Annotated in this window: 17 protein-coding genes; 10 read left to right on the top strand and 7 right to left on the bottom strand. The window is 64.5% G+C overall.

Annotated features, from left to right (window positions below; translation table 11 throughout):
• The first annotated feature begins 112 nt into the window (after positions 1–112).
• Positions 113–541: a L,D-transpeptidase gene (locus L630_RS0115305; protein ID WP_024849121.1), complete on the top strand. Its 429-nt coding sequence runs from the start codon at positions 113–115 to the stop codon at positions 539–541.
• Here L630_RS0115305 and L630_RS0115300 read toward each other — a convergent pair.
• From L630_RS0115300 to L630_RS0115290, 3 genes are read right to left on the bottom strand one after another with little or no spacing between them, the layout of a single operon-like run.
• Positions 525–1691, bottom strand: coding sequence for an osmoprotectant NAGGN system M42 family peptidase (locus tag L630_RS0115300; protein WP_024849120.1), 1167 nt, complete (start codon positions 1689–1691; stop codon positions 525–527). The genes L630_RS0115305 and L630_RS0115300 overlap by 17 nt on opposite strands.
• Complete coding sequence (gene ngg / locus L630_RS0115295) at positions 1691–3448, bottom strand: N-acetylglutaminylglutamine synthetase (protein WP_024849119.1); 1758 nt, start codon at positions 3446–3448, stop codon at positions 1691–1693. Before ngg ends, L630_RS0115300 begins: the two co-directional genes overlap by 1 nt.
• 4 nt (positions 3449–3452) lie before the next feature.
• Positions 3453–5228 (bottom strand): N-acetylglutaminylglutamine amidotransferase, encoded by a 1776-nt coding sequence (locus tag L630_RS0115290; RefSeq protein ID WP_024849118.1) that lies wholly within the window; start codon positions 5226–5228, stop codon positions 3453–3455.
• Between the two features lie 267 nt (positions 5229–5495).
• Here L630_RS0115290 and hemA point away from each other — a divergent pair, with 267 nt between their 5' ends.
• Entirely contained in the window at positions 5496–6776 is a 1281-nt protein-coding gene (gene hemA / locus L630_RS0115285; RefSeq protein ID WP_024849117.1) for a 5-aminolevulinate synthase, read from the top strand.
• Positions 6777–6857: 81 nt separating this feature from the next.
• On the opposite strand, the gene mscL is transcribed toward hemA, so the two are convergent.
• Positions 6858–7280 carry a large conductance mechanosensitive channel protein MscL gene (mscL, locus tag L630_RS0115280; protein WP_024849116.1) on the bottom strand — a complete coding sequence of 141 codons (423 nt, stop codon included), beginning with the start codon at positions 7278–7280 and terminating at the stop codon, positions 6858–6860.
• 104 nt (positions 7281–7384) lie between these two features.
• Complete coding sequence (locus L630_RS0115275; protein ID WP_024849115.1) at positions 7385–10942, bottom strand: peptidoglycan-binding protein; 3558 nt, start codon at positions 10940–10942, stop codon at positions 7385–7387.
• A 446-nt stretch (positions 10943–11388) separates the two neighbouring features.
• On the opposite strand from L630_RS0115275, the gene L630_RS0115270 reads away from it, so the two are divergent.
• From L630_RS0115270 to L630_RS0115240, 6 genes are all read left to right on the top strand, one after another.
• Positions 11389–11829 carry a MerR family DNA-binding transcriptional regulator gene (locus L630_RS0115270; protein WP_024849114.1) on the top strand — a complete coding sequence of 147 codons (441 nt, stop codon included), beginning with the start codon at positions 11389–11391 and terminating at the stop codon, positions 11827–11829.
• A 238-nt stretch (positions 11830–12067) separates the two neighbouring features.
• On the top strand, positions 12068–13858 hold the full coding sequence (locus L630_RS0115265) for an acyl-CoA dehydrogenase C-terminal domain-containing protein (RefSeq protein ID WP_024849113.1): 1791 nt from the start codon (positions 12068–12070) through the stop codon (positions 13856–13858).
• A 226-nt stretch (positions 13859–14084) separates the two neighbouring features.
• A complete protein-coding gene (locus tag L630_RS0115255; protein WP_024849111.1) occupies positions 14085–15257 on the top strand; it encodes an acyl-CoA dehydrogenase family protein in 1173 nt (390 codons plus the stop codon).
• 32 nt (positions 15258–15289) lie between these two features.
• The gene (locus tag L630_RS0115250) at positions 15290–16498 is read left to right on the top strand and encodes an acetyl-CoA C-acetyltransferase (RefSeq protein WP_024849110.1); all 1209 of its coding nucleotides are present in this window, start codon (positions 15290–15292) and stop codon (positions 16496–16498) included.
• A 72-nt stretch (positions 16499–16570) separates the two neighbouring features.
• Positions 16571–18787 carry a 3-hydroxyacyl-CoA dehydrogenase NAD-binding domain-containing protein gene (locus L630_RS0115245; protein ID WP_024849109.1) on the top strand — a complete coding sequence of 739 codons (2217 nt, stop codon included), beginning with the start codon at positions 16571–16573 and terminating at the stop codon, positions 18785–18787.
• A gap of 168 nt (positions 18788–18955) precedes the next feature.
• Entirely contained in the window at positions 18956–19501 is a 546-nt protein-coding gene (locus L630_RS0115240) for a thioesterase family protein (protein ID WP_024849108.1), read from the top strand.
• Between the two features lie 1073 nt (positions 19502–20574).
• Here the strand turns inward: L630_RS0115240 and L630_RS21570 are convergent.
• On the bottom strand, positions 20575–21576 hold the full coding sequence (locus tag L630_RS21570; protein WP_024849107.1) for an oxygenase MpaB family protein: 1002 nt from the start codon (positions 21574–21576) through the stop codon (positions 20575–20577).
• A 125-nt stretch (positions 21577–21701) separates the two neighbouring features.
• Here L630_RS21570 and L630_RS0115230 point away from each other — a divergent pair, with 125 nt between their 5' ends.
• Positions 21702–22328: a helix-turn-helix transcriptional regulator gene (locus L630_RS0115230; RefSeq protein ID WP_024849106.1), complete on the top strand. Its 627-nt coding sequence runs from the start codon at positions 21702–21704 to the stop codon at positions 22326–22328.
• 11 nt (positions 22329–22339) lie between these two features.
• A complete protein-coding gene (locus L630_RS22235) occupies positions 22340–23074 on the top strand; it encodes a thermonuclease family protein (RefSeq protein WP_024849105.1) in 735 nt (244 codons plus the stop codon).
• Here L630_RS22235 and L630_RS0115220 read toward each other — a convergent pair.
• Complete coding sequence (locus L630_RS0115220; protein WP_024849104.1) at positions 23063–24721, bottom strand: lysine--tRNA ligase; 1659 nt, start codon at positions 24719–24721, stop codon at positions 23063–23065. The two genes, L630_RS22235 and L630_RS0115220, sit on opposite strands and share 12 nt — an antisense overlap.
• Positions 24722–24777: the final 56 nt, after the last annotated feature.

Below are 24777 nucleotides of genomic sequence, written 5' to 3'. Positions count from 1 at the left end.
ATTCCAATGAAAAAACCCGCATGAAATGCGCCTGTATTTGTAAGATCTCAATATTTTTCGGGGACACTTCCGGCCCAAACGCATTTGAGCGAGGCAGGTCACAGAAATGCGGATGCGCTTTTTTGCTCTTGTTTCGATGCTTCTGTTGTCGGCGGGGATCGGCTTGCATGAAGCGGAAGCCGCGACGGTTGTCGCGAAGGTCGACATCAGCACCCAGACGATGACCGTCACCCACAACGGCAAGGTCAAGTACCGCTGGAAGGTCTCGACCGCGCGCGCCGGCAAGGTGACGCCGACCGGCAGCTGGACCGCGAAGTGGCTGTCACGCAACCACCGCTCGAGCCGCTACAACAACGCGCCGATGCCCTATTCGATCTTCTACAACGGCAACTACGCCGTCCACGGGACGAACCAGATCAGCAGGCTCGGCCGTCCAGCCTCGGCCGGCTGCGTCCGCCTCAACCCGGCCCATGCGAAGATCCTCTACGAGCTCGCCCAGCGCGAGGGGCTGAAGAACACGCAGATCATCGTCCATCGCTAGGGCTTGAGTTCGCGCCGCCGTCGAGATCGATCGGCGGCTGCTCGGCCTCAGCAAGCGGCTGGCGCGGGAAGCCGGCGATGGTCGACACATCCTTCACGTCGCGCGCGATCTCCAGAGGGCTTCTGGCGTAGGCGGTGACAAGGCGCGCGACCGACACAAGCGCATGGGTATGGATGCGCTCGTAACCGTGCGAAGCGTCGATGCCGAAGGCGACCAGCGCGGTGCGGATATCGTGCCCCGCCTCGATCGCCGAGGCAGAATCCGAGCGGTAGTAGCGGAAGACGTCCTTCTGGAACGGGATATCGTTCTCGCGGCAAAGGTCGACCAGCTTCTTCGTCAGGTGATAGTCGAACGGGCCCGACTGATCCGCCATCGCGATCGTCGCGCCGAATTCGGACGAGTTCTGGCCCGGCGCGGTCGTGCCATTGTCGATGGTCACCATAGCCGCGATGTCTTCGGTGACGATGGCCGCGGCACCGACGCCGACTTCCTCCGCGATCGTGAACAGGAAATGGACGTCGACCGGCGTCTTCGCGCCTTCCCGCTCCAGCGCCTCAAGACAAGCAAGCGCGATCGCCACTCCCGCCTTGTCGTCAAGGTGACGCGAAGAGATGAAGCCGTTGTCGAGGAACTCGGCATTGGTGTCGAAGGCAACGAAGTCGCCGACGTCGATGCCAAGTTCCAGCGTCTCCTCCTTCGAGCGCGTCACCGCATCGATGCGCAATTCGACGTGCTGCCAGCCGACCGGCGCGGTATCGACTTCCTCGTTGTAGGTGTGGCCCGATGCCTTCAGCGGCAGGACCGAGCCGCGAAAGCTGCCGCGCTCGCTGTAAAGCGTCACACGCGCGCCTTCGGCAAACCGCGCTGACCAGTGACCGATCGGCACGAGTTCCAGCCGGCCATTGTCCTTGACGAGCTTTACCTGTGCGCCGAGCGTGTCAAGGTGGGCGATGATCGCCCGCGCACCCTTGCGGCGGCTGCCCTGGCGCACGGCGCGGATCGCGCCGCGCCGCGTCAGTTCCGGTGTCAGCCCCAGCCGCTCGATCTCGCGATAACAGTAGCGGACGACCTGATCCGTATAGCCAGTCGGGCTGTCGATCGCGAGCAGCGCCTTCAGCTGCGCCACCAGATATGCTTGGTCGATCGGCATTATGCCCGGCCCAAAGCCATCGCCGCTGCCCGTGCACCCGAAAGCGGGAACAAGAGGTCGAGGAAGCGCTCGGCTGTCGGCTGCGGTTCATGGTTGGCAAGGCCTGGCCGCTCGTTCGCCTCGATGAAGACGTACTCGGGCTGGTCAGGACTTTTCACCATGAAGTCGATGCCGACGACCGGGATGTCGATGGCCCGCGCCGCTGCAATCGCCGCCTCCACCAGCCGCGGATGGACGATGTCGGTGACGTCATGGATCGACCCGCCGGTGTGAAGGTTGGCGGTCTTGCGCACCATGATCTCCTTCCCGCTCTCCGGGACGCTGTCGAGCGTGTAGCCCGAAAGCGCCAGGCAGCGCTCCGTCTCGCCATCGATCGGGATCTTGCTCTCGCCCCCGGTCGCAGCTTCGCGGCGGCGTGACTGCGCCTCGATCAGGGTGCGGATCTTCTTGCGGCCATCGCCGACGATATGCGGCGGCCGGCGTACGGCGGCGGCAACCAGCTTGAAGTCGATCACCACGAGACGAAGGTCCTCTCCTGCGAAGCAGGCCTCAATCAGGACGCGGTCGCAGACTTCCTTGGCCGCCGCTATTGCCGCCTTGGTCTCTTTCAGCGTCTCGAGTCCCACGGCAATGCCGCGTCCCTGCTCACCCCGCGCGGGCTTCACGACGACGCGCCCATGCTTGTCGATGAACGCCTGCAGCGCCTCGTCATCGTCGCTCGCGACCATCTGCTCGGGCACCGACAGGCCTGCCGACTCGACCACCCGGCGCGTCACCGCCTTGTCGTCGCAGATCGACATCGCCACCGCCGAAGTCAGTTCCGACAAGCTCTCGCGGCAGTGGACCGAGCGCCCGCCATGCGACAGGCGGAAGAAGCCGCCCTCTGCATCCGTGATCTCGACATGCACGCCCCTGCGGTGCGCCTCATCAACGATCAGCTTCGCGTAGGGATTGAGCTGGTCGTAGTTTTCGAGCGGCCGCGAGAAAAGCTTTTCATTGATGGGGTTCTTGCGCTTGACCGCGAACACCGGAACCCGGCGAAAGCCGAGCTTTTCGTAGAGCCGGATCGCGTTCTCGTTGTCGTGCAGGACCGAAAGGTCCATGTACGCTCGCCCGCGAGCCGAAAAATGCTCTGCCAGACGCCGCACCAGCATCTCGCCAATACCGGGATGTTTTGCTTGCGGGTCGACCGCTAGGCACCAGAGCGACGAGCCCTGCTCGGGATCGGAAAAGGCACGCGGATGATCGACACCGGTTACGGTACCGATGATTTCGCCGGTGTTTTCATCCTCCGCGACGAGATAGGTGAGCGCGCGACTGTCACGGTTGCTCCAGAAGAAGTCGGGCCGCACCTGCACCATGCCGCGCGAGCCATAGATGCGGTTCACCGCGCGTGCATCGGCTTCGGTCGACAACCGGCGGATGAAGAAGCCGCGCGTCTGGCGGCGGCTGGCGCGATAGGTCGCGAGATCCAGCCGGTAGGTGTGCGACGGGTCGAGGAAAATCTCCTGCGGTGCTGCCGCCAGAAGCACATGCGGGTCGCGGACATAGAAGGCGATGTCCCTTCGCTCCGGTCCCTCCTCGCGCAGTGCGGCAACCACGTCCTGCGGGTTGTCGAAGGTGTGCGAGAAGATCAGCCGGCCCCAGCCGCAATCGACACAAGCCGCTGACTGCGGCGGCTCCAGTCCGGCGGGACCGCGCGACTGTGCGTGAAAGCGCTGAAGCCGGTGCGCCTGCGGCCGTTCGCTACGCGCCATTCGACTAGATCCCATGGCTCTGCATCCACATTTCGAGAAGTCCGACCTGCCAAAGCTCCGAGCCGCGCAGCGGCGTGATGTGGTCGGAAGGGTTGGTGAAAAGTTCGTCGAGATAGTCGTCGCGGAAGAGCCCTCGCTCGCGTGCCACGCGGGAGCCCAGCGCATCGCGCACCATCTCGAGGTACGGGCCGTCGACATATTTGAGCTGCGGTACGGGGAAGTATCCCTTCGGCCGGTCGATGACCTCATGCGGCACGACGAGCCGCGCGGCTTCCTTCAGGACGCCCTTGCCGCCGCTGTGCAGCTTTTCCTCGGGTGGGATTTTTGCAGCGAGCTCGACCAGCTCGTGGTCGAGGAAGGGCACGCGCGCTTCCAAGCCCCACGCCATCGTCATGTTGTCGACTCGCTTGACCGGGTCGTCGACCAGCATCACCTGGCTGTCGAGCCTGAGCGCCGCGTCGACCGGCGTATCTGCACCCGGCATGTTGAGATGTTCGGCGACAAGCTCACGGCTCACATCCGCGTCCGGCAGCCAGTCGGCATTCACCTGCCGCTGCAGCGTCGCGTGCGAACGGTCGAAGAAGACGCGGGCGTAGTCCTCAACCACGTCATTCGAGTTCGCGAGCGGCGGGTACCAGTGGTAGCCGCCGAAGACCTCGTCCGCGCCCTGCCCCGACTGCACCACCTTCACATGCTTCGAAACTTCCTGCGACAGCAGGTAGAAACCGGCATTGTCGTAGGAGACCATCGGCTCGGACATCGCTCCGATTACGCCGGGCAGCGCCTCGATGAGCCGGTCGGAACCGACGAAGATCTTGTGGTGGCGCGTGTCGTAGCGCTGCGCGATCAGGTCGGAGTACTGGAATTCATCGCCCTTCTCGCCGTTGGCTTCCTCGAAGCCGACGGAGAAGGTGGCGAGGCCGTGCTGGCCTTCCTCGGCCAAGAGGCCGACGATCAGGCTGGAATCGACGCCGCCCGACAGCAGCACGCCAACGGGCACATCCGCGACCATGCGGCGCCTCACGGAAGTGCGCAGCGCATCCAGCACCATGTCGCGCCAGTCGGTCGACGAGAGCCCCGCATATTGCGGATCGCGCTGGTAGGGTGGCGCCCAGTAGACGCTGTCTTCCCTGGTGCCGTCCGGTTCGATGACGCGGATCGTCGCTGGCGGCAGCTTGCGCACGCCCTTGATGATCGTGCGCGGCGGCGGGACGACCGCGTGAAAGGTCATGTAGTGGTGCAGCGCATGGCGGTCGATCGAGGTATCAACCTCGCCCGCCTGCAGCAGTGCCGGCAGCGACGAGGCAAAGCGCAGCGAATGCGGCGTTTCGGCGATGTAGAGCGGCTTAATGCCGAACCGGTCGCGCGCCATCACGACGCGCCCCGAGTCGCGCTCATGGATCACGAAGGCGAACATGCCGTGGAAGCGCTTCACACACTCCTTCCCCCAGGCATGCCACGCCTTGAGGATCACCTCGGTGTCGCCGGTCGAGAAGAAGCGGTAGCCCTTGTCCTCGAGCTCTGCCCGCAGTTCGGGATAGTTGTAGATGCAGCCGTTGAAGGCGATGGCGAGGCCGAGTTCTGCGTCGACCATTGGCTGGCGCGCCTTTTCCGACAAGTCGATGATCCTGAGCCGCCGGTGCCCCAGCGCGACATTGCCGTGAATCGCTAGTCCTGATCCATCGGGTCCGCGCGGCGCAAGCGCGTCCATCATCCTCGTCTGGGCTATCGCAGAAGGCTGCGCGCCATCGAAACGTACTTCACCACAAATCCCACACACGGTTCCGGGAAATCTCCTGTTGCAAAACATCAACGTGCCGGGGGGCACGACTCGAAAGGCCCGTCGTCAGGCGGACCCGTCTTGCGAACGTGGGTAGTGGGGGATGGTTCCGAAATTTTCGGGATCCATTTGCGTCAGATCAAATGGATGTCAGGCTTAAGGGCCTAGAAACGCGCAAAATCTGCCGTGGCAATTTGACCACACGCTGTGCGTGGACGCGGCGAGCCGGTGGTACTATTTTCCGGCCGCATTTCTTAGGAAAGCGAAATGAATTACCAGCGATTTTTCGAGGAAGCGATCCGTCAACTCCACGAGGAGCGGCGCTATCGCGTGTTTGCCGATCTGGAACGGATTGTGGGCCGCTTCCCGCAGGCGATCTGGCGCTCCGAAGGCGAGGCGCGCGAGATCACGGTCTGGTGTTCCAACGATTATCTCGGCATGGGCCAGCATCCGGACGTCATTGCAGCGTCGCAGAACGCGACCGGGAACATGGGTTCCGGCGCGGGCGGCACGCGCAACATCTCCGGCACCAACCACCCGCTGGTCGAGCTTGAGCTTGAGCTCGCCGACCTGCATGGCAAGGAAGCCGGCCTCGTCTTCACCTCGGGCTTCGTCTCCAACGAAGCTGCGATCTCGACGATCGGCCGCCTGCTGCCGAACTGCCTGATCCTCTCCGACGAGCTCAATCATGCCTCGATGATCGAGGGCGTGCGTCGCTCGGGCGCGGAGAAGAAGATCTTCCGCCACAACGACGTTGCGCATCTGGAAAGCCTGCTGCAGCAGGCTGGCAACGAACGCGCCAAGCTGATCGTGTTCGAGAGCGTGTACTCGATGGACGGCGACGTCGCCCCGATCAAGGAGATCGCGGACCTCGCCGACAAGTACAACGCGATGACCTATATCGACGAAGTGCACGCGGTCGGCATGTACGGCGCGCGCGGCGGCGGCATCACCGAGCGTGAGGGCCTCGCCCACCGCATCGACGTCATCGAGGGCACGCTGGCCAAGGCCTTCGGCGCGCTCGGCGGCTACATCACCGGCACCCGCGAAGTCATCGACGCCGTGCGCTCCTACGCGCCGGGCTTCATCTTCACGACCGCCCTGCCCCCTTCAATCGCCGCAGCGGCGACCGCCTCGATCCGTCACCTCAAGACGTCGCAGGTCGAGCGCGACGCGCAGCAGCGCCAGGCGCAGCGGACCAAGGACGTTCTGTCGGCTGCCGGCCTGCCGGTCATGCCGTCGCAGACGCACATCGTGCCGGTGCTGGTCGGGGATCCGGAGCTCTGCAAGATGGCGAGCGACCGTCTGCTCGCCAAGCACAACATCTACATCCAGCCGATCAACTACCCGACCGTCCCGCGCGGCACCGAGCGCCTGCGCATCACGCCGACGCCGTGCCACGACGACAAGCTGATCGAAGTACTTCGCGACGCGCTGGTCGAGACCTGGACCGCGCTCGGCATTCCCTTCCGCGACGCATCGGCTCCGAGCGAGCCTGCCCGTTCGGATCGGGTCGTTCCGCTGGTCGTCTCCAAAGCCGGCGGCTGATCCGACCCTTCATGTTTGCCTCCCAAGCAAAAAGCCCCGGTGCATCGCGCCGGGGCTTCTTCTTTGTCTGTTAGCCGGAGCTTACTTGCGGGCCAGCAGGTCGCGAATTTCCGTGAGCAGCTGGACGTCGGCGGGCGGCGGAGCTGCCGGCTCCTCGGCCTTCTGGCGCTCGAGGCGGCGGCGCATCGTGTTCACGCCCTTGACCATCAGGAAGATGATCCATGCCAGGATCAGGAAGTTAATGACGACGGTGATGAAGTTGCCATAAGCGAACACCGCGCCCTGCTCGCGCGCAGCAGCAAGCGAGGTGGCGGTAACGTTGGAAGACAGCGGCAGGAAGTAGTTCGAGAAATCGAAGCCGCCAAAGATCGCGCCGACGATCGGCATGATGATGTCATCGACCAGCGATGAGACGATCAGGCCGAACGCACCGCCGATAATCACGCCGACGGCAAGGTCCATGACGTTGCCCTTGGCGATAAATTCCTGAAATTCCTTGAGCATCATCTCCCTCCTGGAGAATGAGTGTTTGCGAATCATCGGCAGCGGGGGCAACCGACGGTCGTTAAGATAGCAAAGTTGGCGTCTCGCTTACCATATGGCGCGCGTCAGGCACCCTTGGCGTCGCGCTTTGCCAGAAGGGCGCGCACCAGCGGCTCGTCGACCTCGCCGGTCGGCTGTATGCCGTTCGCCTTCTGGAAGGCCTTGATGGCATCCTTGGTGCGCTGGCCCATGACGCCATCCTCGACGCCGGCATCAAAGCCCTGCAAATTCAGGATGCGCTGGATGTTGCGCACCGCCTGCTTCATGTCGATGCTGGCGGTCGTCTCGTGGCCGGTGGTCCAGCTTTCGGGAATTTCAACCGTGTTCGCCTCGGGGTCGATCTGGCGCTGTTGCCAGAGTTCGGCCGAATTGCGTGCGCGCTCCAGCGCCTCAGGCTTCATCACCTTGGCGACCTCGTCGCGCTTTTCGGCAGCGTCCTTGTCGCCCTGGCGGGCAACGATGTCGAACCACTTGTAGGCATCCTCGAGGTTCTGCTTCATCCCGACGCCCTTGGCGGCGAGAATGCCAAGGTTGAACTGGCTGTCGCGCACTCCGAGCTCGGCTGCTTCGAGGAACCAGCGCGCGGCCGACTCATGGTCGCTGACGCCATCGGCGCCCATCGCGAACAGGACGGCGAGGTTGTGCATGGCGCTGGCATTGCCCTGCGCTGCGGCGAGCTGGTACCAGGTCTTTGCCCTCGCGACGTCGCGCTCGACGCCAATACCCTTCTCATAAAGATTGCCGATCCGGTACTGAGCCGGTGCAAGGCCAGCGTCAGCCGCCTGCTCATACCACTTTGCCGCCTCGGCCATGTCAGCGGGAACGCCCCTGCCCTCGGCATAGCGGCTGCCGATCTCGAACAGAGCCTTCGGGTCGCCGGAAGCTGCGGCCTCGCGCAGTGCGACCGGGCCGATGGCATCCGGGATCGCGGCAAGCTGCTCTTCGGTCGGCTCGGCTGGAATATCGATCTCTTCCACCGGCTGGGCAGCAACGGCAACCGGCCCCGGCATCGGCTGCGATGCGTTCGGATCAAGCCAGGCCATCTCGTCCTGCTTCGGCGCCTCCGCAACCGGCTCAACCGTCGTTTCGGCCCGCTCTGGGATGGCGGCGACCGAACCTTCGACCGGAAGTTCCCGGTTGATCGTCGGCGTGCCGGCGGCTTCCGCGTTGTCGGTGCCTTCAGCCGGGACGTTCGCCTGGAAGGCGTCCTCGCTCTCGTAGGCGGCCTGGTCGACGACCTCGCCACCGCCCATGAAATTCTTGCCGATCTGCAGCGCGAGCACCGTGATCGCGAGCAGCGCGACGCCCATCAGCAGCGGCTTGCGGCTGCGGCCAAGGATGCGGCTCACGGCAGAGCCTTCCTTCGCAGGCTTCTCGGCAGCGGCGGCCTTCGCTGTGTTGCCCGCCTCGGCGGCGGCAGCCTGTGCGGCACGGCGCGCGGCGGCGATGAAGTCCGCCTTGGCAATCTCGTTGTCGGCTGCAGATCCCGTACCGCCCTTGTTGCCGCGAACGCGCTTCATGATCGCGTTGAGGTCAGGCGCGCCCGAACCCGGCGCCAGCGGCTCGTTGACGATCCTCGGATCGATCGCGGCATCGATTTCAACCGTCGGCGCGGCGAACTGCTGCTCCATGACAGCCGTCGGCGAGGGCTCAGCGATGTCGGCCTCGTCCTTGCCGCCCTTGCGGCCCAGCGCCTTCGTCAGGCCCGACAGCACCGACTTCTTGCCGGTATCCTTGGCGACAGCCTCCTCGCGCGCGGCCTGGATCGCAGCGGATGCCTTGGCAGCAGCCGCAACCGCCACAGCAGGCTCAAGCGCCAGTTCTTCCTCGACGGGCGCAAAAGCGGGGGTCTCGGCAATCGCGGCGCGCACGCGCTCGCGCTGCTCGCCGTTGCCGCCCTCATGTGCGGCTTCAAGCATGCTGAGGCGGTCGACGATCTTCAGAAGCGTGTCGTGGATCGCCTCGAAGGTCTTCGTGTTGCGATCCTCGGAGCGTCGCGCAAGCGCTTCCAGCGTCTTCAGGTCGTCGGTCAGCGAGGCGATGACGGCGTCGTTGGCCGCGCTCGTCGGCGCGATGTTGCGCACCGCCTCCTCGGCCGCCAGACGCGCGGCCTCGACGACGAGACGACGGTTCTCCTCGATCGTATCCTCGATGCGGTCGAGGCGCGGATTTATCTGCGAGAGATCGGGGCTCGAGATCTGGGAAGCGAGGCCGGCGATCTGCGCCTCGAGGCTGCGGATCAGTTCGGGATCAACACCCGGCGCCGGCTGTGCGGCGACCTGCTGGCGCTCCAGCCGGCTCGCAAGTTCCGCGAAGCGGTCGTCCATTGCCTGGAGCAGATGCTCGCTCTGGACGAAATTTGCGTTGGTCTCGCGTTCGCTGAGGCGCGAAGTGACATCCCCCAGACGGCGTTCGAGATCGCGGAACAAGGCCTGCCCCTGCTCCTGCGCATCCTCGTGGCGCTGCTCCAGCATCGCGGCAAGCGTCGCGAAGCGGCGGTCGATGCCCTCGAACACGGCATCAAGGTCCGGGCCAGCCGGCGTCTCATCGAGCTTGCGCGAGATGATGTCGATCTGGCCGGCGAGCCGGTTGACGATTTCGTCCGGCATGTCGACGCGGCGGGCGATCTCCTCGACGCGATGGCCGAGGTCGGCGAGCTGGCTTGCAAGCGCATTGGCCGGATTGTCCTCGACCACCGAGCCCAGCTGGCGCGCGAGCGACGAGATGCGGGCCTCGATGCGCTCGAAGGGCTCCGGATCGAACGATACCGAATTGGCGGTGACGGCGGTCGCGGCGACCGCGCGCGAAATCTCGTTGAGGCGTTCCTCGATTGCCTCCAGCGCTTCGGAACTGATCCGGTCCTGCTGGTGGGTGAACTGGTCGACTGCCGAGGAGAGGATCTTCATCTTCTCTTCGAGCGAGCGCAGCGTAACCGAACTCGGCAGCCGCTCGATCAGGCCGGCGATCTCATCCACACGCATGCTCAGGGCCTGCAGGGCCGCGTCATCGGCCGGATTGCGCTGCGGCGCGGTGAACTTCTGGGCAATGTCGTTCCAGCGACGGTCGAACTCGTCCCAGCGGCGATCGAAGGACTGGATCGTCTCTTCGCGCGCAAGCTTGCCGAGGGCGCCCTTCACCTCCTCCATCTCCTGCCGAAGCAGGTTGATGTGGCGGTCGTCGCTCTGCTCGGCGAGATGGTGGATCATGCCGGAAAGGCGCTCGAACTCGGCGCGGAGCTCCGCGGCGTGCTGAGAGTTGCCGCTGCCGCGCAGCGCATGTTCGATCTCGTCGCGCAGTGCGGCGAACTCGCGGCGCAGGCCCGTGGTCATTTGCGTGCGCACTTCCTCGCGCAGCGAACGCAACTCGTCGACCATGCGCTCATCAGTGCGCGGCGCCGCGCGACGGGAGAGTTCATCCCAGCGGCGTTCAATGGCTTCATCATGCGGCGCATCACGGAAAGGGCGATCACGGTCGGAACTCCTGCCGCTTTCACGGAATTCGGACGGACGCCTGATCCGGCTCTCCAGCTCGTTCAGGGTCTCATTCAGCTGCTCGAGCGAGGTGCTCGGGCGACGACGCCGGCCTGCATTTATCGAATCCAGATAAGAGCGCCTGTTGTTCATCGACACGTCCGCTGCCGCCTTGCTGACCGGATATCCGGCGCGTTCCCAAACCTAAGCCCTGGAGACGCCGGAACTTGCGCAAGCCGTGCTTGGCCAGGCGTCATCCCCCGACGAATCCCCCGATGACAAATCCGTGATCAACAACAGACAAAATCACACGGATCACCGATGCCCGCACAATCCACTGCACATGGTAAACAAGCCGTTAACCAAGGTTGCTAAGCCGCTACGTGATATTCTTGCATCCGCAATTTTTTACGTGTTAAAAATTTTGTGACCGTGCGACTTCATTTCGCACTTGCAGCATAATTTCCGTGGGAATATATGCCCGCGCAATCGATGCGGTTAACGCCGGTCGGGCAGTGAGCCGGATGCCTTTCGCCCCGAGGACATCCAAGTTTGCGTTCCGCAGCCATGCGGGCGCGAGTACGGGGAATTGTGAAATGATGAACATGATGCCGGCCAGCGAAAGCGTGGCCAATACGGCTGATGTTGCCGAAACCTATATCCGTATCGGTGACATGGCTAACCTGTTCGGCGTGACGTTGCGCACTCTTCGTTTCTACGAAGACAAGGGCCTGATCTCGCCGAAGCGTGAAGGCAATACTCGTCTTTACTCGCGTCGTGACGTTTCGCGTCTCAAGTTGATCATGCTGGGCCGCAAGGTTGGTTTCTCGCTCCGCGAGGTCAAGCAGATCATGGACCTCTACGACCCCGAGGGCCGCAACATCAAGCAGCTGCGTACGCTGATCGACAAGTCCGAGCGCCAGATGGTCAAGCTCGAGAAGCAGCGCGAAGCGATCGAGGAAGCCATGAGCGACCTCCAGAACGCCCTGGACGACTGGCGTTCGGTTCTCGCATCGCGCATGCAGGCGCAAGCTGCATAAGTTTGATCCCCCACCCGATCAGACAGTTCTTGAAGGGCCCGCCGCCGCGCGGGCCCTTTTTTCTTGCCGGGATTCTTCCCCGCTCACCCAATTTTCCTGCCTGGTCGAACAGATCTCCCAATGAGCCAGCGCACAACTCCAAAGTGACGTTTACGCAAACGTCAAAATCCGCTAAGTTCCCGCCCGACGCGTAGTGCCGCCACGTTGCGGCGCGCACCAATGGGATCAGGAGGATTTGATGACGATCTACAAGGCGCCAGTTGCAGACACCCTTTTCGTTCTCAACGACGTGCTTGGCTACGAGCGCTATTCAAATCTTCCCGGGTTCTCCGACGCCTCGGCCGACCTTCTCGACGCCATTCTCGGCGAGGCCGCGAAGCTTGCGGAAAACGTCATCCATCCGCTGAACCAGGTCGGCGACCGCGAGGGCTGCATTCGCCATGAGGATGGCTCGGTCACGACGCCGAAGGGCTTCAAGGAAGCCTACGACCAGTATCGCGAGGGCGGCTGGATGTCGCTCGCAATCCCGGCCGAGTTCGGCGGCCAGGGCCTGCCCTATACCGTCCACACCGCCGTCGCCGAGTACATGTCCTCGGCCAACATGGCGCTGATGATGTATCCGGGCCTCACACAAGGCGCGATCGCCGCGATCATCGAGCACGGCTCGGACGAGCAGAAGCAGACCTACGTTCCGAAGATGGCCGAGGGTGTGTGGACCGGCACGATGAACCTGACCGAACCGCACTGCGGCACCGACCTCGGCCTGCTGCGCACCAAGGCCGTGCCCAACGGCGACGGCTCCTACAAGATTTCCGGCCAGAAGATCTTCATCTCGGCCGGCGAGCACGACATGAGCGAGAACATCATCCATCTCGTTCTCGCACGCATCGAAGGCGCGCCGGAAGGCACCAAGGGCATCTCCCTCTTCATCGTGCCGAAGTTCAAGCTGGATGCGAACGGCAACCCCGGCGAGCGCAACTCCGTCTCCTGTGGCTCGATCGAGGAGAAGATGGGCATCCACGGCAACGCCACCTGCGTCATGAACTATGACGAGGCGGAGGGTTACCTGCTTGGCGCCGAGAACGGCGGCCTCAAGGCGATGTTCGTGATGATGAATGAGGCGCGCCTCGGCGTCGGTCTGCAGGGCCTGTCGATCGGCGAGATCGCCTACCAGAACGCCGTCGCCTACGCGAAGGAGCGCCTGCAGGGCCGCTCGATCTCGGGCGTCAAGGCGCCGGAGCAGAAGGCCGACCCGATCATCGTCCACCCAGACATCCGCCGCAACCTCATGAACATGCGCGCCTTCAACGAGGCCGGCCGAGCGCTCATCCTCTGGACCGCGCTGAAGTCGGATGTGGCTCACCGCTCCGGCGACGAGGCCGACCGGCAGGCGGCTGAAGACCACCTGGGCCTGATGACGCCGATCATCAAGGGCGTGCTGACCGACAAGGGCTTCGAGCACGCCGTCATGGCGCAGCAGGTCTTCGGCGGCCATGGCTACATCGAAGAGCACGGCATGAGCCAGTTCGTGCGCGATGCCCGCATCGCCATGATCTATGAGGGTGCCAACGGCATCCAGGCGCTCGACCTCGTCGGCCGCAAGCTCGCCATGAACGGCGGCCGCGCCGTCCAGTCCTTCTTCAAGGAAGTCGGCGAGTTCTGCGAGCAGTACCGCAGCGACGAGAAGATGTCGCCCTACACCAAGGGCCTCAAGAAGGGGCTCAACGACCTGCAGGCGGCCACCATGTGGCTGATGCAGAACGCGATGCAGAAGCCGGACAATGCGGGCGCCGCCGCCACCGACTACCTGCACCTCTTCGGCCTCGTCGCCCTCGGCTACATGTGGGCTCGCATGGTCAAGGCCGCGCAGGACAAGATTGCCGAAGGCGCCGGCAGCGCGATCCACGAGCACAAGCTGGTCACCGGCAAGTACTTCATGGACCGCATCATGCCGGAGACGGCCGCCCACCTCGCGGGCCTCTCCTCAGGCTGCGATTCGATGATGGCTCTGCCGGAGGATGCGTTTTGATCGGTTCCGCCACCCTCTCCCTCCCCCTTGAGGAGAGGGTGGACAGCCGCCGCAGGCGGCTGGACGGGTGGGGTTGCCTCGGAAGCGCGTCAACGCTTCTATGCAAATCCCGCTCGGGGAGGATTGGGACGATGCCACGCACGCGTGTCAGTTTCGAAATGCGCCAGAAGGCGCGGCCGCTTCGCGGCCACCCTCCCCTCAAGGGGGAGGGAAAGGAAGAAGGCATATGAATACAAATCCCGCGACCGTTCTCAATCTTCCCAAGCCCGCATGGGCGGACGAGGAAGTTGGGATGCTCTACGACATGGCCACCCGCTTCTTCGAGGCGGAGATCGTGCCGCATTACGAAGAGTTCGAGAAGAACGAGATCTTCGATCGCGAGAGCTGGCTGAAGGCGGGCGCGAACGGCCTCCTGTGTGCCTCAATGCCGGAAGAGTATGGCGGCGCGGGCGGCACCTTCGCGCATGAGAGCGCGATCCTCGAGGCGATCAGCCATGTCGGCGTCGACGGCTTCGGCATCGGCCTGCACAGCGCGATCGTCGCGCCGTACATCCTCCACTACGGCACCGAAGAGCAGAAGAAGAAGTGGCTGCCGAAGATGGCGAGCGGCGAGCTGATCGGCGCCATCGCCATGACCGAGCCGGGCGCGGGCTCCGACCTGCAGGGCGTCAAGACGCGCGCGGTCCGCGAAGGCGACTTCTACCGCATCAACGGCTCAAAAACATTCATCACCAACGGCCAGCTCGCCAACCTCATCGTCGTCGTCGCCAAGACCGACCCCGAGAAGGGCGCCAAGGGCACCTCGCTGATCGTCGTAGAGACCGATGAGGTCGAGGGCTTCGAGCGCGGCCGAAACCTCGACAAGATTGGCCTCAAGTCGAACGACACGTCGGAACTCTTCTTCAATGACGTGCGCGTGCCGGCGTCGAACCTCATCGGCACCGAGGAAGGCCAAGGCTTCGTCCAGCTGATGCAGCAACTACCGCAGGAGCGCCTGCAGATCGGCGCGACCGCAATCGCCATGTGCGAGCGGGCGCTGGCGCTGACCATCGACTACGTCAAGCAGCGCAAGGCGTTCGGCAAGCAGATCATCGACTTCCAGAACACCCAGTTCAAGCTGGCCGAGCTCAAGACCGAGATCACCGTTGGCCGCGTCTTCTACAATGACTGTGTCGCGCGCCACGTTCGCGGCGAGCTCGACACCGCCACCGCCTCGATGGCGAAGTACTGGCTGTCCGACTTGCAGGGCAAGGTCGTCGACCAGTGCCTGCAGCTGTTCGGCGGCTATGGCTACATGAACGAATACCCGATCGCCCGCATGTTCCGCGACGCGCGCGTCCAGCGGATCTACGGCGGCACCAACGAGATCATGAAATTGCTGATCGCCCGCACGCTCTGAGCGGTGCGGCCGGCAAACCAAGGGAGAGACTGATGGCAGACGCATTTGTCTATGACGCGGTGCGCACACCGCGCGGACGCGGAAAGAAGGACGGGGCACTCCACGAGGTGCCGGCCGTCCGCCTCGCGGCGAAGACGCTGGAGGCGATCCGCGACCGCAACGGCCTCGACACCTCGACCGTCGACGACATCATCTTCGGCTGCGTCGATCCCGTCGGCGAGGCCGGCTCCGTGATCCCGCGCTCGGCCGCCTTCGAGGCCGGCTACGACAACAAGGCGCCGGGCATGCAGATCTCCCGCTTCTGCGCCTCCGGCCTCGATGCCATCAACCTCGGTGCCGCCAAGATCGCCGGCGGCCTCGACGAGATCGTCATCGCCGGCGGCGTCGAAAGCATGAGCCGCGTCGGCATGGGCATGTCGGGCGGCGCCTGGTTCATGGACCCGTCGGTCGGCCTGCCGGGCTACTTCGTGCCGCAGGGCGTCTCGGCCGACCTCATCGCCACCAAATACGGTTTCTCGCGCGACGACGTCGACGCCTATGCTGTTGAGAGCCAGCGCCGCGCCGCGCACGCCTGGGAGAACGGCTACTTCAGCAAGTCGGTGATCCCGGTGAAGGACCAGAACGGCCTCACCATCCTCGACCGCGACGAGCACATGCGCCCCGGCACCGACATGCAGTCGCTCGCCTCGCTCAACCCGTCCTTCGTGATGCCGGGCGAGATGGGCGGCTTCAACGCGGTCGCCATCCAGCGCCACCCGGAAGTCGAGGCGATCAACCACGTCCATCACGCCGGCAACTCGTCGGGCATCGTCGACGGCGCGGCCGCCGTGCTGCTCGGCTCCGAGACCGCCGGCAAGACGCTTGGCCTGAAGCCACGGGCGCGCATCCGCGCCTTCACCAATATCGGTTCGGAGCCGGCGATCATGCTGACCGGCCCGGTGGATGTCACCCACAAGCTGCTCGACAAGGCGGGCATGACGCTCTCGGACATCGACCTGTTCGAGCTCAACGAAGCCTTCGCCTCGGTCGTGCTGCGCTACATGCAGGCATTCGAGATCCCGCACGACAAGATCAACGTCAACGGCGGCGCGATCGCCATGGGCCATCCGCTCGGCGCGACGGGTGCGATGATCCTCGGCACCGTCCTGGACGAGCTGGAGCGCCGCGACCTCAACACCGCGCTCGTCACGCTCTGCATCGGCGCGGGCATGGGCACCGCGACCATCATCGAGCGCGTCTAGCGCGGTTACCCTCCCCCTTGAGGGGAGGGAAACCGCGGCCCGGCCGCAACCGATTTCGAGGAGGAACTCTCCATGGCCAACTACACCAACTTCACCGTCGAGACCGACAGCGACGGCATCGCGCTCGTCACCTGGGACATGCCCGACAAGTCGATGAACGTCTTCACCGAAGAGGTGATGGACGAACTCGAGCAGATCGTCGACCAAGTCACCGCCGACGAGGCCGTCAAGGGCGTCGTCTTCACCTCCGGCAAGGAGACCTTCTCCGGCGGAGCGGACCTGACCATGCTGCAGAAGATGCTCGCCCTGTACGAGCAGAAGAAGGCCACGAACGAGCAGGAAGCGATCCAGTTCCTGTTCGACAATGCCGGTCGCATGACCTGGCTGTTCCGCAAGATCGAGACCTCCGGCAAGCCGTGGGTATCGGCGATCAACGGCACCTGCATGGGCGGCGCGTTCGAACTCTCGCTCGCCTGCCACGGCCGCGTCGCCGCCGACAGCGACAAGGTGAAGATGGCGCTGCCTGAAGTGAAGGTCGGCATCTTCCCCGGCGCCGGCGGCACCCAGCGCGTGATGCGCCTCACCGACCCGCAGTCGGGCCTGCAGATGCTCACCTCCGGCCAGAACCTGACGCCCAAGAAGGCGAAGAGCATGGGGCTGATCCACGAGATCGCCGCGCCCGACCAGCTGATCGAGGCCGCCAAGGCGATGATCAGGAATGGCCTCAAGCCGGTCCAGCCGTGGGACGAGAAGGGCTTCAAGCTGCCGGGCGGCCCGGTCTATTCGGCCGCTGGCGCAAACCTCTGGCCGCCGGCAATTGCCATCCTGCGTCGCGAGACCTACGGCAACTATCCAGGCGCGGCCGCGATCCTCAAGGCCGCCTATGAGGGCCTGCTGGTGCCGTTCGATACCGGCCTTCGCATCGAGCAGCGCTACTTCACGCAGATCCTGCGCTCGACCGAAGCGCGGATGATGATCCGCTCGCTGTTCGTCTCGCTGCAGGAGCTCAACAAGGGCGCGCGCCGTCCGCAGGGGATCCCCGAAACGAAGTTCACCAAGATCGGCGTCCTCGGCGCCGGCTTCATGGGCGCGGGCATCGCCTTCGTCACCGCCAAGGCCGGCATCCCGGTCGTCCTGCTCGACCGCGAGATCGCCTTTGCCGAGAAGGGCAAGGCGCATTCGGCCGGCCTGATGGACGCTGCCATCAAGAAGGGCCGCGCAACGGCGGAAGAGAAGGAACAGCTTCTCTCTCTCATCACGCCCATCGTCGACTACAAGGATCTCGAAGGCTGCGACCTCGTCATCGAGGCCGTGTTCGAGGATTCCGAAGTCAAGAAGGGTGCGACCGAGCAGACCGAGGCGGTCATTGCCGAGAGCGCGATCTTCGCCTCCAACACCTCGACGATCCCGATCACTTCGCTCGCAAAGAACTCGTCGCGTCCGGCCAATTTCATCGGCATCCACTTCTTCTCGCCGGTCGACAAGATGATGCTGGTCGAGATCATCCTTGGCGAGAAGACGGGCGAGAAGGCGATTGCCACCGCGATCGACTATGTCCGCGCGATCAAGAAGACGCCGATCGTCGTCAACGATACCCGCGGCTTCTACGTCAATCGCTGCGTCCTGCGTTACATGGCTGAAGCGTTCCAGATGGTCATTGAAGGCGTCCCGCCGGCGATGATCGAGAACGCCGCGCGCATGGCCGGCATGCCCGTCGGCCCGTTGGCGCTGACCGACGAGACCGCGATCGACCTTGCCCAGAAGATCATGAAGCAGACGATCCGCGACCTCGGCGAAGGCGCGGTCGACCCCGAGCAGTTCAAGCTCATCAACACCATGGTCGACACTCACGGCCGCCTCGGCCGCAAGAACGGCAAGGGGTTCTATGAATATCCGGAAAAGCCGGCGAAGAAGTATCTGTGGCCGGATCTCAAGACGCTCTACCCGCAGCAGGACGCCGACAAGATCGACGTCGAGGAGCTCAAGCAGCGCTTCCTCGTCACCATCGCGCTCGAAGCAGCGCGCGTGATGGAGGAAGGCATCGTCACCGACCCGCGCGAGGCCGATGTCGGCTCGATCCTGGCCTTTGGTTTCGCGCCGTACACCGGCGGCACGCTGAGCTACATCGACGGTATGGGCGTGAAGAAGTTCGTCGAGCTCGCCGCGCGCCTTGAGGGCAAGTACGGCGCGCAGTTCAAGGCGCCGCAGCTGCTCCACGACATGGCGGCGAAGGGCGAGACCTTCTACGAACGGTTCAACCCGTATCCGAAGGCCGACAAGGCCGCGTAAGGCGCGGCTTACCTCATCTCCGCTTTGCCCGTCCCCCTCCCGGGGGCGGGTCACGCCGGTTGACGGGACCGGCGTTCCTGACCAAAGGACCAGCGAGAGCTTTCCCCTGCAGGGGAAGATCCGCCGGCCAGGGCGGCCCTGCCCGCCCCTTCCGAAAGGTTGACGAGAATGTATGTCTGGCTCCGCCTTGCACGGATGATGGCGACGGCCAGGTCGCGCGGCACCTACCGGATCGGCGGCGAGAGCCGGCTTGCGTTCCGCTGCCTGCCGACCGACATCGACTCCAACATGCACCTCAACAACGCCCGCTACATGATGCTGGCGGACGTTGGCCGCATCGACATCTTTGCGCGGGCTGGCCTGCTGAAGCTCGCGCGCCAGAACAAGTGGGCGCCGATGATGGGCGGCCTGCAGGCCGTTTACGTGCGGGAAATCCGGCTCTGGACGAAGTTCGAGGTGGTCTCGACCGTCGAGACCTGGGAGGATACGCAGGTCATCGGCCGCCACCGCTTCGTGCTGGAGGACGGACGAACCGCCGCCCTCGTCATGACGACCGCCGGCGTCTACGACTTCCGCAACCGGCAGTTTTTGAAGATCGACGACCTTTTTAACGCGCTCGGCGAAACCGCCCGCCCTCGCCCGCCAAGCGAGGAAGAGCGCATCTTCATGGCCTCGCACGCTGGGCTCAGGCAGCTGGCGAAGGGGGCGGTGTAGGGAAGCAGGGGCTTAGGGGTGTAGGGGTGTAGGGGCTTAGCAGCGCAAGGGGCAGGCCTTCGGCTGCTGGGCACCATCTCTGACGGCCACCGCAGAGGACCTAAGAAGCGGCAGCATCCGGATAAGGTGGCTCAGCTGCAAGGGTTGGTGAGTGCGGGGTCGCTGCGAGAATCGCGACCGCCTCATCGGCCTTTTTCGTGGAAACCCCTCAGTGCCGCCGCCGAATGAAGCGCCCAGGGGAAACATTACTGGCCCGCGCTCTACGAGCCCCCTCCGGCGCTTCGCGCCACCTCCCCCATAAATGGGAGAGGATCCGGGTCGTGCAGGTGGAAATTACGGCCCCTTAACTGCAAGCTTGGCCGATCACCAATGCATCAGGTCAGGAAAACCCACAGCGCTGCTGAAGCACTCGGCCTGAGGATCCTCCCCCATTTATGGGGGAGGGGGACCATGCGAAGCATGGTGGAGGGGGCGTGACGGAGCGCGGCGGCGGAGGCGGGCCACCGACCTGCCGGTCCCGGCTTTTTTTTCGTGCCCCCTCAGCCCCGCCCCCGAATGAAGCGCCCAGGGGAAATACTACTGCCCGCGCTCTACGACCCCCCTCCGGCGCTCCGCACCACCTCCCCCATAAATGGGGGAGGATCCGGAGGCCGTGCCTGCTGCTACGCCTCGTCCACTCATCGGCGTTCAGGCATGGATCGTCGGGTCAAGCCCGACGATGACGAGCTGGGAGGTGTACGCTTCTGCTATCCGCGTCCCGCCAACTGAAGCTGCAATGGCTCACGGGCGTCAACGACTATCCCTTCCCCCATCCCATCGTCATCGTCGGATCAAACCCGACGATGACGAAGCTGGGACGTGTGCGCTTCTGCTATCCGCGTCCCGCCAACTGAAGCAGCAATGGCAAGCTCTGCCGCCGCCGACCATCCCTCCCCGTCTTTCCCATCGTCATCGTCGGGCCTGACCCGACGATCCATGCCTGAACATTTCCTCTCCACCAGCGGTGGGTGGTTTGCGCTTACCAGCCTAAGCCAAGAGGGTTTGCCCCTTGCAGGGCGCGCTCATTAAACACCTCACCCCCTCCCCGACCCCGACGTCGCCCTCAGCGCCGGGGGCGGGGTAAAGTCGGGCAGCGCGTCCGGGATCCAGTGGTAGAGATAGTCGGCCGGCAGGCCGAGGCGCAGGCACGATTGCGCCGGCGGCAGCGAGGGAAGTACCAGTCGATCGGCCATCGAGCCCGCCTGCCGCAGCAGGTTCTCCTCCCCAAGCCGCATGCGGTAGCGGTGCGGCAGGCCGAGCATGTGCTGCACGTCCTGCGGCACCAGCGCGACGGCTGCCCGCACCATCGAGCGCTGCAGCGGGCGCAGCACGGCCGGAAACGCCTCCGCTTCGGATACCAGCCACAGGAACTCGTCGATGATCGCCGACGGCTCGAGCCGCGGCTTCATCTCGGCGAGCATCTTCTCCCAGCCGGAAAGCGAGGTAGGCGTGTTCCGCGCGCCATAAAGACGGCCCGGCACCTGCGCCTCGGCGAAAGCCTGCGAGATTTCCTCCGCGCTCAGCTGCGAGACATAGCGGCTGTAGGCCATGGTGAAGCCGAAGGTGGCGGTCGCCTGCACCCAGTCGAGCAGATCGGGATCGTTCGCCTTATAGCTTCGGCCATCGGGCGTGGTGCCACCGACGCGGTCGTGCTGGCGCACGACGCCGGCGATCATCTTTTCGGCGCGGCTCCTGGCGCCATAGACGGTGATCATCGCCGCAAGGCCGGTGCGCTGCAGACGTCCGACGGTGTCCTTGCGAAAGGACGAGTGCTCCCACACGCCCGTGCGCACGGCAGGTTCGGCAAGTTCGAGGATCACTGCAGCAACGCCGCCGATGAACAAGGAGATCGGGTTCTTGAAGATACGCCACGACACCGAGTCCGGCGGCAGCAGCGCCTCCTCGCCGAGCGGCTGGCGGAAGTCGAAGCGCGGCGCGCCGTCGGGCTGCATCAGGCGCCGTCCGACGCGATCGAGCTGGCTTTCAAGCGGCAGAAGCAACAGTCTCGGCAAGGCCGAGCCATGGATCTTTCTCATGCGGGGCTTCCTCCTGAGGGTTAAGAAATCCCCCGCCGAAGTTTTCGTTCCCCCTCTTCTGGACCCCGCCCGATCAAGGTTGTAACCTCTTGAAAAGGCAATTTTCCTGCTCCGACGGATGAGCCATGCTTTCGCATCACCAGTTATGGGCAGCGATTGACGCCCTTGCAGAAATGCATTCGCTGACTCCCTCGGGTCTGGCGCGGCGGGCGGGGCTGGATGCCACCTCATTCAACAAGTCGAAGCGAACCTCGCCGGACGGCCGCCCGCGCTGGCCGTCGACTGAATCTCTTGCAAAGATCCTGAGCGCGACTGGTGTTACCCTGGACGAAATGGTCTCGCTCATCAGCGGCAGCGCCAGCAAGGGGCAGACCGTGCCTCTGATCGGCTTCGCCAAGGCCGGTGCTGGCGGCTATTTCGACGATGCCGGCTTCCCGCAGGGCGAAGGCTGGGAAGAAATCGCGGTGCCGCCGGGAACGCCCGAAGGCTCCTATGCGCTGCAGGTGCAGGGCGACTCGATGCTGCCGCTCTATCGCGACGGCGACATCCTGATCGTCGATCCGTCGGCCAGTGTGCGCAAGGGCGACCGGGTGGTGGTGCGCACACGCGGCGGGGAAGTCACCGCAAAGCTGCTCGCAGCACGCACCAGCGAGGCGGTTGAGCTCGTCTCCCTCAATCCCGAGCATCCCAACCGCACCATCCCAATGCGGGAGGTCGAGTGGATCGCCCGGATCATCTGGGCAAGTCAGTAACAGGTGACGTCATGCGCCCGCTCGCCATCGGAGTAGGTCTGGCCGGACTGGTCGGCGCAACCGCAATCTTCCTCGCGCATCCCACCGTGCCAACACCGGGCGCTTCCGCTAATGAGACCGTCACGGCCGCGCCGGAAGCGCCGGCGGAACCAGCCGCCAGCGCAACAGCTCAGGCGCCGAAGGCGCAGCCGAACATTCAGGTGCGGCCGGCGAGCCCGGACCTCATCACCATCCCCGTCCTGTCGCCGCAGGAGCTCGAGCGGATCGAGCCGCCGAAGGAAGTCCAGGTGGCGCAGGCCGGGCCGTCGGAGCAGAAGCCAACGCTGCTGCACCGCCCGGTGGCGACGAGCTCGGGTGAGTTCACTTCGAAGGACATCACGGTGCGGCTCGCCGGCATCGTTCCGGTCGGACCGGACGAGGAATGTGAGGCCGACGGCAGGAAGTGGCCGTGCGGCATCCATGCCCGCACCGCCTTCCGCAACTGGCTGCGCGGGCGTGCGCTGAGCTGCGTGCTGCCGGCTGAAAGCTCCGGCACGGTCGTTGCCGGATGCCAGCTCGGAAAGCAGAACCCGGCCGAATGGCTGGTCGCGCAGGGCTGGGCACACGCGGAAGCAGGCGGCCCATATGCCGAACTCGAAGAGGAAGCCAAAAAGCAGAAGCGGGGCATCTTCGGCCCCGCTCCCTTCGTTCCTGCTGTGCCGGCAGCGACCTCGCTGCCGGAAGTTTCCCAGCCGTCAGGCGACTAGCTCGCCAGCCAGCGCCTTACCGATCAGAGCCCGGGTGTTGTCGATTCCGTAGAGCGCGGCGAACGAGCCGAAGCGCGGGCCGCGTTCCTGGCCGATCAGCACCTGGTAGATCATCTGGAAGAACGCCACCGACACGCCCGGGCCGCCGTCCGGACCCTTCTTGTTGTGGTCCTGGTAGCGCTCAATTGCGCGAGCAACGTCGAGGGCCGCGTTCTGGATCGTCTCGCCGTCCGCGTCGGCTGCAAGCGAGCCGAGCTTCTCCGACAGCGCCTTGAGTGCGTCCGCCTCGACCTCGTCCGCCGCACGGAACACCTTGGTCGGCTGCACGAAGTCATTGAAGTAGCGGATCGCATAGCCGACGAGGCGGTCGAGCTCCGGATGGGTTTCCGGCGTGACACCCGGCGCATGACGCGAGATGAAGCCCCACAGCACCGACGGCTCGTGCGCGTTCGACGCGCTGACGAGGTTGAGCAGCAGCGCGAAGGAGACCGGCATGTCGACCACCGGCACGTTGCCGCTGTGGATGTGGTAGACCGGGTTGCCGAGGCGCTCCTTCCAGTCCTGGCGGTGATAGGCCGACAGGAAGGTATAGTACTCATCGACGGCGCGCGGGATGACGTCGAAGTAGAGCTTCTTCGCCGTGCGCGGCTTCTGGAACATGTAGAGAGCAAGGCTCTCGGTCGGCGCGTAGGTCAGCCACTCGTCGATGGTCAGGCCATTGCCCTTCGACTTGGAGATCTTCTCGCCATTCTCGTCGAGGAACAGCTCGTAGACGAAGTGCTCCGGCGGCTGCCCGCCCAGCGCCTTGCAGATGGCGTCGTACACGCCCATGTTCGGGCCGTGGTCCTTGCCGAACATCTCGAAGTCAACGCTGAGCGCTGCCCAGCGAGCGCCGAAGTCCGGCTTCCATTGCAGCTTGACACTGCCGCCGAGGATCGACTGCGTGACTTCCTCGCCGTCCGGATCGTCATAGGTGATAGTCGCGTTGACCGGATCGACCTTCTTGATCGGCACGTAGAGCACCTGGCCGGTCTTCGGCGAGATCGGCAGGAACGGCGAATAGGTCGCGCGGCGCTCTTCGCCGAGCGTCGGCAGCATGATCGCCATGATGTCGTCATAGCGCTCAGCGACGCGGCGCAGGATGTCATCGAAGCGGCCGGACTTGTAGTAGTCGGTCGCGCTCGCAAACTCATAGTCGAAGCCGAACGTGTCGAGGAAGCGGCGCAGCATCGCATTGTTGTGATGCCCGAAGCTCTCGTAGTCGCCACCGAACGGGTTCGGCACCGAGGTCAGTGGCTTGTGCAGGTGCGGCTCGAGGAACGAGCGGTCCGGCACGTTGTCCGGGATCTTGCGCATGCCGTCCATGTCGTCCGAGAACGACAGGAGGCGCGTCGGCACCTTGTCTTCGGTCAGAACGCGGAAGGCATGGCGCACCATGGTCGTGCGTGCCACCTCGCCGAAGGTGCCAATGTGCGGCAGGCCAGACGGGCCATATCCGCTCTCGAACAGCACAGCTTCCGGCCAGTCGCGACCCTCATAGCGTTTGACGATCTTGCGAGCCTCCTCGAACGGCCACGCTTTGCTTTCGCGTGCCGCGGCAAGGATTTCCGGCGTCACATGAATCGAATTCGATCGCGAAGAACTCATTTCTGGCTTTCCATGAGGGTTTGGCGGCACTCTGCACGCGCGTGAACCTCTAAGGC

The organism is Aminobacter sp. J41 (assembly GCF_000526635.1).
GTDB lineage: Bacteria > Pseudomonadota > Alphaproteobacteria > Rhizobiales > Rhizobiaceae > Aerobium.
This window is presented reverse-complemented; position numbering and strand designations above follow the sequence as displayed.